Source organism: Streptomyces sp. CB02366, assembly GCF_001905905.1.
GTDB lineage: Bacteria > Actinomycetota > Actinomycetes > Streptomycetales > Streptomycetaceae > Streptomyces.
Window position 1 is genome coordinate 319,257 of record NZ_LIVT01000005.1, and the last position, 13,220, is coordinate 332,476.

Below are 13,220 nucleotides of genomic sequence, written 5' to 3' on the forward strand. Positions count from 1 at the left end.
CTGGAGAACGTGCCTAACCAGTCGCGTCCCAAGGTCAAGAAGTCGCGTGCCCTCGGCATCGCCCTGACGCCCAAGGCTGTCAAGTACTTCGAAGCGCGTCCGTACCCGCCGGGCGAGCACGGCCGTGGCCGCAAGCAGAACTCGGACTACAAGGTCCGTCTGCTGGAGAAGCAGCGCCTGCGCGCGCAGTACGACATCAGCGAGCGCCAGATGGCGCGTGCCTACGACCGCGCCAAGAAGGCCGAGGGCAAGACGGGCGAGGCGCTGGTCGTCGAGCTCGAGCGCCGCCTCGACGCCCTTGTCCTGCGTTCGGGCATCGCCCGCACCATCTACCAGGCCCGTCAGATGGTCGTCCACGGCCACATCGAGGTCAACGGCGGCAAGGTCGACAAGCCCTCCTTCCGCGTGCGCCCGGACGACATCGTCCAGGTCCGCGAGCGCAGCCGCTCCAAGGTCCCCTTCCAGGTGGCCCGCGAGGGTGGTTACGACACCGACGGTGAGACCCCGCGCTACCTCCAGGTGAACCTGAAGGCCCTGGCCTTCCGCCTGGACCGGGACCCGAACCGCAAGGAGATCCCGGTGATCTGCGACGAGCAGCTCGTCGTCGAGTACTACGCCCGCTGATCCAGGCGTAGCCGCTCTCACCAGCGCTCCGGCCCGCCCCTTCCCCTCATCGGGGAGGCGGCGGGCCTTCGCGTTCCCCCGGGCCCTCCCGCCCCCGGTCCGCCCGCACCGGGCGGACCGGGCGCATCCGGTGCGGCCCGCCCCGCGTCGGGGCCGCCTCCCGCCAGGGCCCGGTCCACCGCGGCCGCCGGGTCCAGTCGCCGGCCCGCCCGCAGCCCCTCCTCGTACGCCGTGTTCCCCAGCTCCCGGCGCGCCCGCTCCTCGCACTCCGCCCGCGGCCGCCCGTAGAACACCGAGCCGAACAACGGCAGCCCCACCGAGGGCCAGATGCCCTCCGCCGCCCCCTGGAGCACGGCGGCCTCCCCGGCGTCCCCCTCCACCGCCGTCACCAGGGCGAGAAGCTCCAGGGACAGCACCGTGCCCAGCAGATCGTTGAACGTCCGGCCGATCGCCAGGCACTCCCGGAGCATCTGCCGCGCCGCTCCGGGCCGTCCCCGGTGCACCGCCGCGTACGCCAGGACGTACAGCGCGTACGCCAGCGCCCACCGCTCCCCGTGGTCCTCGCAGACCTCCCGGACCTCGTCGCAGATCGCCGCCGCCGCGTCCGGATCCCCGAGGAACGCCACCGCCATGGCCAGCTCGACCTGCGCCATCAGCACATTGCTGTTCAACTCGCCGACCTCGCGGTACCGGCCCAGCGCCTCGCGCAGCAGCTCCTCGGCGCGCGGCATGTCGTCCGTCACGATCGCCAGGCAGCCCATGCGGTGCACCGCGTACGCCAGGGCCCTCGCGTTGCCGGTCCGCTCGGCCTCCTCCCGGCACTCCCGCAGCGCCGCGACCGCCGCGACCGCGTCGCCCTGGAGCACCGCCACGTAGCCCAGTACCCACAGCACCTTCAGCCGTGCCGCGTCGTGGGGGGAGGACTCCTCCAGCACGTGCTCCAGCCAGTGCCGCCCCTCGGAGAGCCGCCCGCAGCCGACCCAGTAGAACCACAGGGTGCCGGCCAGGTACTGCGCCAGATGCACCTCGTCGGGGTCCTCCATCGAACATTCCATCGCCCGGCGCAGGTTGGGCAGCTCGCCGTCGATCCGCGCCGCCACCTCCGCCTGCCGGGGGCTGAACCAGTCCAGCTCGCACCAGGTCGCGAGCCCCAGGAACCAGTCCCGGTGCCGTCGTCGCAGCCGCTGGGCGTCCCCGGCCGCCGTCAGCCACTGCGCCCCGTATTCGCTCACCGTGTCCAGCAGCCGGTAGCGGGCCCCGGCCGGACCCTCCTCGCGCTCCACCACCGACTGGGCCAACAGCTCGTCCAGCACGTCGAGCACCGATTCGGTCGGCAGGTCCGGGCCGCCGCAGACGTACTCGGCGGCCTCCAGGTCGAACTGCCCGGCGAAGACCGAGAGCCGTGCCCACAGCAACCGCTGTTCGGGCGAGCACAGTTCGTGGCTCCAGCCGATCGCCGTACGCAGCGTCTGATGGCGGGGCGGGGCGCCCCGGCGGCCTCCGGTCAGCAGCCGGAACCGGTCGTCCAGCCGCAGGAGCACCTGCTCCACCGACAGGGCGCGAAGCCGCCCGGCCGCCAGCTCCAACGCCAGCGGAATCCCGTCGAGACGGCGGCAGAGCTCCAGCACCGCTCCGCGTTCGTCCTCCGTCGGCTCCCAGCCCGGCCGGACGCCGCGCGCCCGTTCGGTGAACAGCTCCACCGCCTCCTCGTCGCACATCGGTGCGAGGGGGAACGTGCGCTCCCCGTCCATCCGCAGCGGGCAGCGCCCGGCCGCGAGCACCTGGAGACCCGGAGCGCGGCGCAGCAGTTCGGTGACGAGACCGGCGCACGCGTCCAGGAGGTGCTCGAAGCCGTCGATCACCAGCAGGGTCCGGCGCTCGCGGAGGTGTTCCACGAGGACGGTGCGCGGCGGCCGGTTGGTGTGGTCGGTCAGTCCCAGAGCGTCGACGAGGGCGTGTTCCAGCAGGCCGGGATCGCGTACGGCGGACAGCTCGGCCAGCAGGACCCCGTCGCAGTACCGTTTCTCCTGGAGGGCGGCGACCCGGATGACGCACCGGGTCTTGCCCACGCCCGCCACCCCGACGACGGTGACCACCCGGGCCCGCGCCGCCAGCAGCGCGCCCACTTCGGCCAGTTCGTCCTCCCGGCCCACGAAGGAGTTCAGCTCGGCCGGGAGACCGCCGGGTGACGCGGCGGGGCGGGCGTTCGGCTCGCCGGGATTCGGGAAGGGGTCCTGCAGGCGTCGCATGAGACACGGAGCGTACTGGCTTGAAAGCTCTCCGTACAATCTCGTCGGACGGCCGCCGCCCGGCCCGCGGAGAATGCGGTAGGGGAGGGGACGCACGGCGCGATAGGCTCGAAGGACGACGATCGGGCGCGGCCGGCTGCAGCCGGCCGCACCGACGCGGACAAGCCCCCGAGGGGGTCGATCGACGAGCAGGGAGCGGTGCACTGTGTCCGGTGGAGAGGTGGCCGGGATCATCGTGGCCGTCTTCTGGGCGATCCTGGTCTCGTTCCTCGCCGTGGTGCTGGTGAGGCTCGCCCAGACGCTCAGGGCGACCACCAAGCTCGTGGCGGACGTGACCGATCAGGCCGTTCCGCTGCTCGCGGACGCCTCGGCGACGGTGCGTTCCGCCCAGACCCAGCTGGACAAGGTCGACGCCATCGCGAGCGATGTCCAGGAGGTCACCTCCAACGCCTCCGCGCTCTCCACCACCGTCGCCTCCACCTTCGGCGGCCCCCTCGTCAAGGTCGCCGCCTTCGGCTACGGCGTACGGCAGGCGCTCGGCCGCCGCGCCGCCCCCGGACCGGAACCGGCGCAGGGCCGCGGCTCCGGCCGCCGTACGGTGATCGTCGGCCGGACCGTACCCTCGGCGCGCGAACGCAGGCGCGAACGCCGAAACGCCCGCGGACAGAAGGACTGATCGAGCGATGTTCCGCCGCACTTTCTGGTTCACCGCCGGCGCGGCCGCCGGCGTGTGGGCCACCGCCAAGGTCAACCGCAAGCTCAAGCAGCTGACCCCGGAGAGCCTCGCGGCGCAGGCCGCGGACAAGGCGATCGAGACCGGTCACCGCCTCAAGGACTTCGCCCTCGACGTACGGGAGGGCATGGTCCGGCGCGAAGCCGAACTGGGCGGCGCGCTGGGCCTTCAGGCCCCCGTCGACCAGGACCTTCCCGTACAGCGGCACTGGGCCGTCGAGGCGGCCGGACCGCCCGCGGACGCCCCGTCCCGCACCCTCCCCTCCAACTCGAACAACCGGAATGAGGACCACTGATGGAGTCGGCCGAAATTCGCCGCCGCTGGCTGAGCTTCTTCGAGGAGCGCGGTCACACCGCCGTGCCTTCGGCGTCGCTCATCGCGGACGACCCGACTCTGCTGCTGGTCCCCGCCGGCATGGTCCCCTTCAAGCCGTACTTCCTCGGCGAGGTCAAGCCGCCCGCCCCGCGCGTCACCAGCGTGCAGAAGTGCGTGCGCACGCCGGACATCGAAGAGGTCGGCAAGACCACCCGCCACGGCACCTTCTTCCAGATGTGCGGCAACTTCTCCTTCGGGGACTACTTCAAGGAAGGGGCCATCAAGCTCGCCTGGGAGGCCCTGACCAGCTCGGTGGAGGACGGCGGCTACGGCCTCGACCCCGAGAAGCTCTGGATCACCGTCTACCTGGACGACGACGAGGCCGAGTCCATCTGGCGCGACAAGATCGGTGTCCCCGCGGAGCGCATCCAGCGCCTGGGCAAGAAGGACAACTTCTGGTCCATGGGCGTCCCCGGCCCCTGCGGCCCCTGCTCCGAGATCAACTACGACCGCGGCCCCGAGTTCGGCGTCGAGGGCGGCCCGGCCGTCAACGACGAGCGCTACGTGGAGATCTGGAACCTGGTCTTCATGCAGTACGAGCGCGGCGCCGGCGACGGCAAGGAGGACTTCCCGATCCTCGGGGACCTGCCGTCGAAGAACATCGACACCGGCCTCGGCCTCGAACGCCTCGCGATGATCCTGCAGGGCGTGCAGAACATGTACGAGACCGACACCCTGCGCGTCGTCATGGACAAGGCCACCGAGCTGACGGGCGTCCGCTACGGCGCCGAGCAGTCCACGGACGTCTCGCTCCGCGTCGTCGCCGACCACATCCGCACGTCGGTGATGCTCATCGGCGACGGCGTCACCCCCGGCAACGAGGGCCGCGGCTACGTGCTGCGCCGCATCATGCGCCGCGCCATCCGCAACATGCGCCTCCTGGGCGCCACCGGCACGGTCGTCAAGGACCTGATCGACGTCGTGATCGACACCATGGGCCTCCAGTACCCGGAGCTGATCACCGACCGCAAGCGCATCGAGACGGTCGCGCTGGCCGAGGAGGCCGCCTTCCTCAAGGCCCTCAAGGGCGGCACCAACATCCTGGAAACCGCGGTCACCGAGACCAAGGCCGCCGGCGGCAAGGTCCTCGCCGGGGACAAGGCGTTCCTGCTCCACGACACGTGGGGCTTCCCGATCGACCTGACCCTGGAGATGGCCGCCGAGCAGGGGCTCTCCGTGGACGAGGACGGCTTCCGCCGCCTCATGCAGGAACAGCGCGACAAGGCCAAGGCCGACGCCCGCGCCAAGAAGACCGGCCACGCCGACCTGTCCGCCTACCGCGAGGTCGCCGACACCTCCGGCGCCACCGAGTTCACCGGCTACACCAGCGTGGCCGGCGAGTCCACCATCGTCGGCCTGCTGGTCGACGGCGTGCCCTCGCCCGCCGCCCTCGAGGGCGACGAGGTCGAGGTCGTCCTCGACCGCACCCCCTTCTACGCCGAGGGCGGCGGCCAGCTCGCCGACACCGGCCGCATCCGGCTCGACACCGGGGCCGTGATCGAGGTCCGCGACGTCCAGAAGCCGGTCCCGGGCGTCCACGTCCACAAGGGCGTCGTCCAGGTCGGGGAGGTGACGGTCGGGGCCCCCGTCTTCGCCTCGATCGACGCCACCCGCCGCCGCGCCATCGCCCGCGCCCACAGCGCCACGCACCTCACGCACCAGGCGCTGCGCGACGCGCTCGGCCCGACGGCCGCCCAGGCCGGCTCGGAGAACTCGCCGGGCCGCTTCCGCTTCGACTTCGGCTCGCCCGCCGCCGTCCCCGGCACGGTCCTCACCGACGTGGAGCAGCGGATCAACGAGGTCCTCTCGCGGGAGCTCGACGTCCAGGCCGAGGTCATGTCGATCGACGAGGCCAAGAAGCAGGGCGCCATCGCCGAGTTCGGCGAGAAGTACGGCGAGCGGGTCCGCGTCGTCACCATCGGCGACTTCTCCAAGGAGCTGTGCGGCGGCACCCACGTCCACAACACCGCCCAGCTGGGTCTGGTGAAGCTGCTGGGAGAGTCCTCCATCGGCTCCGGCGTGCGCCGTATCGAAGCCCTGGTCGGGGTGGACGCGTACAACTTCCTCGCCAAGGAGCACACGGTCGTCGCCCAGCTCCAGGAGCTGGTCAAGGGCCGCCCCGAGGAGCTTCCCGAGAAGATCGCGGGCATGCTCGGCAAGCTGAAGGACGCCGAGAAGGAGATCGAGAAGTTCCGCGCGGAGAAGGTCCTCGCGGCCGCCGCCGGTCTGGTCGATTCCGCCAAGGACGTCCGCGGCGTCGCCCTGGTCACCGGCCAGGTCCCCGACGGCACCTCCGCCGACGACCTGCGCAAGCTGGTCCTGGACGTCCGCGGCCGCATCCAGGGCGACCGCCCGGCCGTCGTGGCGCTGTTCACCACCGCCAACGGGCGCCCGCTCACCGTCATCGCCACCAACGAGGCCGCCCGCGGGCGCGGTCTCAAGGCCGGCGACCTCGTGCGCACCGCCGCCAAGACCCTCGGCGGCGGTGGCGGCGGCAAGCCGGACGTGGCCCAGGGCGGCGGCACGAACCCGGCCGCCATCGGGGACGCCGTCGCCGCGGTCGAACGCCTCGTCACCGAGACGGCGTGACGAGCGGGATGACGCGGATGCGCCGAGGCCGGCGGCTCGCCGTCGACGTCGGGGACGCCCGGATCGGGGTCGCCTCGTGCGACCCCGACGGGATCCTGGCCACGCCGGTGGAGACCGTGCCGGGACGCGACGTCCCGGCCGCCCACCGGCGGCTCCGCGCACTCGTCGAGGAGTACGAGCCGATCGAGGTCGTCCTCGGCCTGCCGCGTTCGCTCGGCGGGGGCGAGGGCCCCGCGGCGGCCAAGGTCCGGGCCTTCGCCCAGGAGTTCGCCCGCTCGATCGCGCCCGTTCCGGTGCGGTTGGTGGACGAGAGGATGACCACAGTGACGGCCGCCCAGGGGATGCGCGCCTCGGGCGTGAAGTCCAGGAAAGGCCGTTCTGTCATCGACCAGGCTGCCGCTGTGGTCATCCTTCAGAACGCTCTGGAGTCCGAACGGGCGTCAGGCAACCCCCCCGGCGAGGGCGTCGAAGTGGTTGTCTGATCGCGATACGGTAACGTTCCGCGCGATGCGGCGGTGCTCGAACACATCACCGCTCGGCTAAGCGAAGAGACGGAACGGCGTCTCGCGGCTCTAGGGGATCGATGACTGAGTATGGCCGGGGCCCCGGCTCCGAACCGTGGCATCCCGAAGACCCCTTGTACGGGGACCAGGGGTGGGGAGGCCGCCAGGCCGCCCACGACGGCCAGGGCCAGGGCCAGTACGGCGACCAGCAGCAGTCCTACCCGCACGACCCGTACGCCCAGCAGCACCAGAACCAACAGCACGCGCCCCAGCACCAGAACCAGCAGTACGCGCAGCAGTCGTACGACCAGCAGTACCAGCAGTACGGGCAGCAGCCGCCCCACCACCAGCAGTACGGAACGCCCCAGCACGACCCGTATGCCCAGCAGCCGGCGCCCCCGCCGCAGTACAACGGCGGCTGGGACTCCGGGCAGCAGGCCGCCATGCCGTACGGGGCCGATCCCCACGACCCGTACGCACAGCAGGCCGGCGGTTACGACGCCCCGCAGGACTACTACGGCACGCCCGAGGCGTACCCCCCGCCGCAGCCCCCGGGCCGCCGGGAGACCCCCGCCGAACAGCGGGAGCCACAGTCCTCGACGGACTGGGATCCGGACGAGCCGCAGCAGGAGACGCACCCCTTCTTCACCGGTGCGGACGAACCGGCCGGCCGCGAGCCGCGTGACGAGGACGACGGCCCCGACGACGACGGGTCGCGCTCCTCGCGCCGGGACCGCGGAGGCAACGAGCGCCGGGGCGGCAAGGGCAAGAAGAAGAGCCGCAGCGGCGTCGCCTGCCTGGTGGTCTCCGTCGTCCTGGTGGGCGGCGTCGGCGGCATCGGATACGTCGGCTACACCTTCTGGCAGAAGCAGTTCGGAGCCCCGGCCGACTACGCGGGGCCGGGCACCGGCCAGGTCGAGGTCGAGATCCCCGAAGGGGCCTTCGGCTACGACATCGCCAACATCCTGCGCAAGAAGGGCGTCATCAAGTCCTCCGACGCGTTCGTCGCGGCGCAGAACGACAACCCGAAGGGCAAGTCGCTCCAGGCCGGGGTCTACCTCCTGAAGAAGGAGATGTCGGCGGCCGGCGCGATCACGCTCATGCTCGACCCGAAGAGCCAGAACGCGTACGTGATCCCGGAGGGCACGCGTAACGTCACCGTCTACGCCGCGATCGACAAACGGCTGGGGCTGGAGAAGGGCACCACCGCGAAGATCGCCAAGACCAAGGCGGAGTCGCTGGGCCTGCCCGACTGGGCCGACGACGACCCGGACGTGAAGGACCCGCTGGAAGGCTTCCTCTACCCGGCGGCCTACCCGGTCGCCAAGGGCTCCAAGCCCGAGGACGCGCTGAAGCGGATGGTCGCGCGGGCGAACAAGGAGTACGGCAAGCTCGACCTGGAGGGCAGTGCGAAGAAGCTCGGCCTGGAAAGTCCGTGGGAGCTCATCACGGTCGCGAGCCTCGTGCAGGTCGAGGGCAAGTACAAGCACGACTTCGACAAGGTCGCACGCGTCGTCTACAACCGCCTGAAGCCGGGCAACATGGAGACGGTGGGCCGGCTGGAATTCGACTCCACGGTCAACTACATCAAGGGTCAGAGCACGCTGGACATCGGCGCCGTCGACGAGCTGCGGAAGATCGACGACCCGTACAACACGTACAAGATCATCGGTCTTCCCTCCGGCCCGATCAGCAACCCGGGCGCGGACGCCCTGCACTCGGCGATGAACCCCGCGCCGGGGCCCTGGTACTACTTCGTCTCGATCAACGAGGACAAGACCGTCTTCGCCGAGACCAACGAGGAGCACGAGAGGAACCGGCGGGAGTACGAGGAAGGGAAGTCCGGCCAGTGAGCGAGCCGCGCCGGGCCGCCGTCCTCGGCTCGCCCATCGACCACTCCCTCTCCCCGGTCCTGCACCGCGCCGCCTACACCGCGCTCGGCCTGGACGACTGGTCCTACGACCGGTTCGAGATCGACGAGGCGGCGCTGCCCGGGTTCGTCGAGGGGCTGGACCCCTCCTGGGCGGGGCTGTCCCTGACCATGCCGCTCAAGCGGGCGGTCATCCCGCTGCTGGACGAGGTCAGTGCGACGGCCGCCTCCGTGGAGGCCGTCAACACGGTCGTGTTCACCGACGACGGCCGCCGGGTCGGCGACAACACGGACATCCCCGGCATGGTCGCCGCCCTGCGGGAACGCGGCGTCGACAAGGTGGAGTCCGCCGCCGTCCTCGGCGCCGGCGCCACCGCCTCCTCCGCCCTCGCCGCGCTCGCCGTCGTCTGCGCCGGACCGGTCACGGCGTATGTGCGCAGCCCCGAGCGCGCCGCCGAGATGCGGGGCTGGGGCGAGCGGCTGGGGGTCGAGGTCGGGACCGCCGACTGGAGGGACGCGGCCGACGCCCTCGGCGCGCCGCTGGTCATCGCCACCACCCCGGCCGGCGCCACCGACGTCCTCGCCCGTGCCGTGCCCGGCGCCCCGGGCATCCTCTTCGACGTGCTCTACGAGCCGTGGCCCACCCCTCTCGCCGCCGCCTGGTCCGCGCGGGGCGGGGCGGTGGTCGGCGGTCTCGACCTCCTCGTGCACCAGGCCCTGCTCCAGGTCGAGCAGATGACGGGCCGGACGCCGGCCCCGCTGGCCGCCATGCGGCAGGCCGGGGAAGCGGCGCTCGCGGCCCGCTGAGGGGACCGCCCGCCGCGACCGCCCCGTCCGTCTGCTGGACCGGCGGCCGGACCGCGCCCCCGGTCGTGGGAGGATCGGAGGCGGCGGGCCAGGGCCGCGCACCCGGTGGCGCCGTTGGATTTCAGGCGCGAGCAAGAGGAGCACCGTTGAGCAGGTTGCGCTGGCTGACGGCGGGGGAGTCGCACGGCCCCGCACTGGTGGCGACGCTGGAGGGTCTTCCCGCCGGCGTCCCGGTCACCACGGAGATGGTGGCGGAGGCGCTGGCCCGGCGACGGCTCGGTTACGGCCGCGGTGCGCGGATGAAGTTCGAGCAGGACGAGGTCACCTTCCTCGGCGGCGTACGGCACGGCCTCACCATGGGCTCCCCGGTCGCCGTCATGGTGGGCAACACCGAGTGGCCCAAGTGGGAGCAGGTCATGTCGGCCGACCCGGTCGACCCCGAGGAGCTGTCCCAGCTCGCTCGCAACGCCCCGCTGACCCGCCCCCGCCCCGGCCACGCCGACCTCGCGGGAATGCAGAAGTACGGCTTCGACGAGGCCCGGCCGGTCCTGGAGCGCGCCAGCGCCCGGGAGACCGCCGCGCGCGTCGCCCTCGGGGCCGTCGCCCGCTCCTACCTCAAGGAGACCGCGGGCATCGAGATCGTCAGCCATGTCGTCGAGCTGGCCGCCGCCAAGGCGCCGTACGGCATCGTCCCGGTCCCCGGCGACGTGGAGAAGCTGGACGCCGACCCGGTCCGCTGCCTGGACGCGGACGCGTCCAAGGCGATGGTGGCCGAGATCGACCAGGCTCACAAGGACGGCGACACCCTCGGCGGCGTCGTCGAGGTGCTGGCGTACGGCGTGCCGGTCGGGCTCGGCTCGCACGTGCACTGGGACCGGCGGCTGGACGCCCGGCTCGCCGCCGCGCTCATGGGCATCCAGGCCATCAAGGGCGTCGAGGTCGGCGACGGCTTCGAACTGGCCCGGGTCCCCGGCTCCCAGGCGCACGACGAGATCGTCGCCACCGACGAGGGCATCAAGCGCACCTCGGGCCGCTCCGGCGGCACCGAGGGCGGCCTGACCACCGGTGAGCTGCTGCGCGTGCGCGCAGCCATGAAGCCCATCGCCACCGTGCCGCGCGCGCTCGCCACCGTGGACGTCACCACCGGCGAGGCCACCAAGGCCCACCACCAGCGCTCCGACGTCTGCGCCGTCCCGGCGGCGGGCATCGTCGCGGAGGCGATGGTCGCCCTGGTCCTGGCCGACGCCGTCGCGGAGAAGTTCGGCGGCGACAGCGTGGCCGAAACCCGTCGCAACGTGCAGTCGTACCTCGACCACCTCCAGATCCGATGAGCGGGCCCCTGGTCGTCCTCGTCGGCCCGATGGGCGTCGGCAAGTCCACGGTGGGCGAACTGCTCGCCGCCCGGCTCGGCGCCACCTACCGGGACACCGACGCAGACGTCGTCGCCGAGGCCGGCAAGCCGATCGCGGAGATCTTCTACGACGAGGGCGAGGAGCACTTCCGCGCCCTGGAGCGCCGGGCCGTCGCCGCGGCCGTCGCCGGGCACACCGGGGTCCTCTCCCTCGGGGGCGGGGCCGTGCTGGACGGGGCGACCAGGGAGCTGCTGGCCGGCCGCCCGGTCGTCTACCTCTCCATGGACGTGGACGAGGCCGTGCGGCGCGTCGGTCTGAACACCGCCCGCCCGCTGCTCGCGGTCAACCCGCGCCGCCAGTGGCGCGAGCTGATGGACGCCCGCCGCCACCTGTACGAAGAGGTCGCCCGTACCGTCGTCGCCACCGACGAGCACACCCCCGAAGAGGTCGCCCAGGCGATCATCGACGCACTGGAACTGCCGGAGGGCCAAGCCGCCCCCGGCGTGGAGAGCACCGGCATGACGCTGCAGGAACCCACCCGCATCCAGGTCGCAGGCTCGGCGGGCTCCGACCCGTACGAGGTCCTGGTCGGCCACCGGCTCCTGGGCGAGCTGCCCCGGCTGATCGGCGACCGCGCCCGGCGGGTCGCCGTGCTGCACCCCGAGGCGCTGGCGGAGACCGGCGAGGCGGTCCGCCAGGACCTCGCCGGCCAGGGGTACGAGGCCATCGCCATCCAGCTCCCCAACGCGGAGGAGGCCAAGACCGTCGAGGTCGCCGCCTACTGCTGGAAGGCGCTCGGCCAGACCGGCTTCACCCGCACCGACGTCGTCGTCGGCATCGGCGGCGGCGCCACCACGGACGTCGCCGGGTTCGTCGCGGCCACCTGGCTGCGCGGGGTCCGCTGGATCGCGATCCCCACCACCGTGCTCGGCATGGTGGACGCGGCCGTCGGCGGCAAGACCGGCATCAACACCGCCGAGGGCAAGAACCTGGTGGGCGCCTTCCACCCGCCCGCCGGGGTCCTGTGCGACCTCGCCGCGCTGGAGTCGCTGCCGGTCCACGACTACGTCTCCGGCCTGGCCGAGGTCATCAAGGCGGGCTTCATCGCCGACCCGGTCATCCTCGACCTGATCGAGGCCGACCCCGAGGCGGCCCGTACGCCCGCCGGACCGCACACCGCCGAGCTGATCGAGCGGTCCATCCGGGTCAAGGCCGAAGTCGTCTCCGGCGACCTCAAGGAGTCGGGCCCGCGCGAGATCCTCAACTACGGCCACACCCTGGGCCACGCCATCGAGAAGAACGAGCGCTACAAGTGGCGCCACGGCGCGGCGGTCTCCATCGGGATGGTCTTCGCCGCCGAGCTGGGGCGGCTCGCCGGACGCCTCGACGACGCCACCGCCGACCGGCACCGCACCGTCCTCGAGTCGGTGGGCCTGCCGCTGGCCTACCGCGGCGACCAGTGGCCCAAGCTGCTGGAGAACATGAAGGTCGACAAGAAATCGCGCGGCGACCTGCTGCGCTTCATCGTCCTGGACGGCATCGGCAAGCCCACCGTCCTGGAGGGCCCCGACCCGGCCGTGCTGCTCGCCGCGTACGGGGAGGTCTCCGCGTGACCCGCAGGGTCCTCGTCCTGAACGGCCCCAACCTCGGCCGGCTCGGCTCGCGCGAGCCCGACGTCTACGGGGCCACCTCCTACGCCGGACTCGTCGAGACCTGCACGGCTCTCGGCAGGGAGCTCGGCTTCGACGTCGAGGTGAGGGAGACCAACGACGAGGGCGAGCTGATCCGCTGGCTCCACGAGGCGGCGGACGGCGCGACCCCGGTCGTCCTCAACCCGGGCGCCTTCACGCACTACTCGTACGGCATGCGGGACGCGGCGGCCCAGCGCACCGCCCCGCTGATCGAGGTGCACATCTCCAACCCGTACACCCGCGAGGAGTTCCGGCACACCTCCGTGGTCGCCGCGGTGGCCACGGGTACGGTCGCCGGGTTCGGCGTCGGCTCCTACCGGCTCGCCCTGCGGGCCCTGGCCGACGAACTGACGGACTGACACCGGGGCGGCGCCCGTCGGCCTTTTCGCGGCCGGCGGGCACGTCGCGGCCCCCCGGGCCGTTCACC

11 protein-coding genes are annotated in these 13,220 nt (G+C 72.4%); 10 read left to right on the forward strand and 1 reads right to left on the reverse strand.

Annotated elements, in window-relative coordinates; genetic code table 11:
- The first annotated feature begins 9 nt into the window (after positions 1–9).
- Positions 10–624 (forward strand): 30S ribosomal protein S4, encoded by a 615-nt coding sequence (rpsD, locus tag AMK24_RS18485; RefSeq protein WP_003970343.1) that lies wholly within the window; start codon positions 10–12, stop codon positions 622–624.
- Between the two features lie 17 nt (positions 625–641).
- On the opposite strand, the gene AMK24_RS18490 is transcribed toward rpsD, so the two are convergent.
- On the reverse strand, positions 642–2,873 hold the full coding sequence (locus AMK24_RS18490; protein ID WP_073769874.1) for an ATP-binding protein: 2,232 nt from the start codon (positions 2,871–2,873) through the stop codon (positions 642–644).
- Positions 2,874–3,093: 220 nt separating this feature from the next.
- On the opposite strand from AMK24_RS18490, the gene AMK24_RS18495 reads away from it, so the two are divergent.
- The 9 genes from AMK24_RS18495 to aroQ all read left to right on the forward strand — a co-directional run bounded on the left by AMK24_RS18495 (position 3,094) and on the right by aroQ (position 13,152).
- Entirely contained in the window at positions 3,094–3,549 is a 456-nt protein-coding gene (locus AMK24_RS18495) for a DUF948 domain-containing protein (protein WP_073769875.1), read from the forward strand.
- Positions 3,550–3,556: 7 nt separating this feature from the next.
- Complete coding sequence (locus tag AMK24_RS18500) at positions 3,557–3,901, forward strand: DUF6167 family protein (RefSeq protein WP_073769876.1); 345 nt, start codon at positions 3,557–3,559, stop codon at positions 3,899–3,901.
- Positions 3,901–6,570 (forward strand): alanine--tRNA ligase, encoded by a 2,670-nt coding sequence (alaS, locus tag AMK24_RS18505; protein WP_073769877.1) that lies wholly within the window; start codon positions 3,901–3,903, stop codon positions 6,568–6,570. Before AMK24_RS18500 ends, alaS begins: the two co-directional genes overlap by 1 nt.
- 8 nt (positions 6,571–6,578) lie before the next feature.
- Positions 6,579–7,052 (forward strand): Holliday junction resolvase RuvX, encoded by a 474-nt coding sequence (ruvX, locus tag AMK24_RS18510; RefSeq protein WP_199876455.1) that lies wholly within the window; start codon positions 6,579–6,581, stop codon positions 7,050–7,052.
- 101 nt (positions 7,053–7,153) lie between these two features.
- Positions 7,154–8,926 (forward strand): endolytic transglycosylase MltG, encoded by a 1,773-nt coding sequence (gene mltG, locus AMK24_RS18520; RefSeq protein WP_073769879.1) that lies wholly within the window; start codon positions 7,154–7,156, stop codon positions 8,924–8,926.
- Positions 8,923–9,750: a shikimate dehydrogenase gene (locus tag AMK24_RS18525; RefSeq protein WP_073769880.1), complete on the forward strand. Its 828-nt coding sequence runs from the start codon at positions 8,923–8,925 to the stop codon at positions 9,748–9,750. The genes mltG and AMK24_RS18525 overlap by 4 nt, the downstream gene beginning before the upstream one ends.
- Positions 9,751–9,896: 146 nt before the next feature.
- Positions 9,897–11,081 (forward strand): chorismate synthase, encoded by a 1,185-nt coding sequence (gene aroC, locus AMK24_RS18530; RefSeq protein ID WP_073769881.1) that lies wholly within the window; start codon positions 9,897–9,899, stop codon positions 11,079–11,081.
- A complete protein-coding gene (gene aroB / locus AMK24_RS18535) occupies positions 11,078–12,715 on the forward strand; it encodes a 3-dehydroquinate synthase (protein WP_073769882.1) in 1,638 nt (545 codons plus the stop codon). The genes aroC and aroB overlap by 4 nt, the downstream gene beginning before the upstream one ends.
- Positions 12,712–13,152: a type II 3-dehydroquinate dehydratase gene (aroQ, locus tag AMK24_RS18540; protein ID WP_073769883.1), complete on the forward strand. Its 441-nt coding sequence runs from the start codon at positions 12,712–12,714 to the stop codon at positions 13,150–13,152. Before aroB ends, aroQ begins: the two co-directional genes overlap by 4 nt.
- The last annotated feature ends 68 nt before the right edge of the window (positions 13,153–13,220 follow it).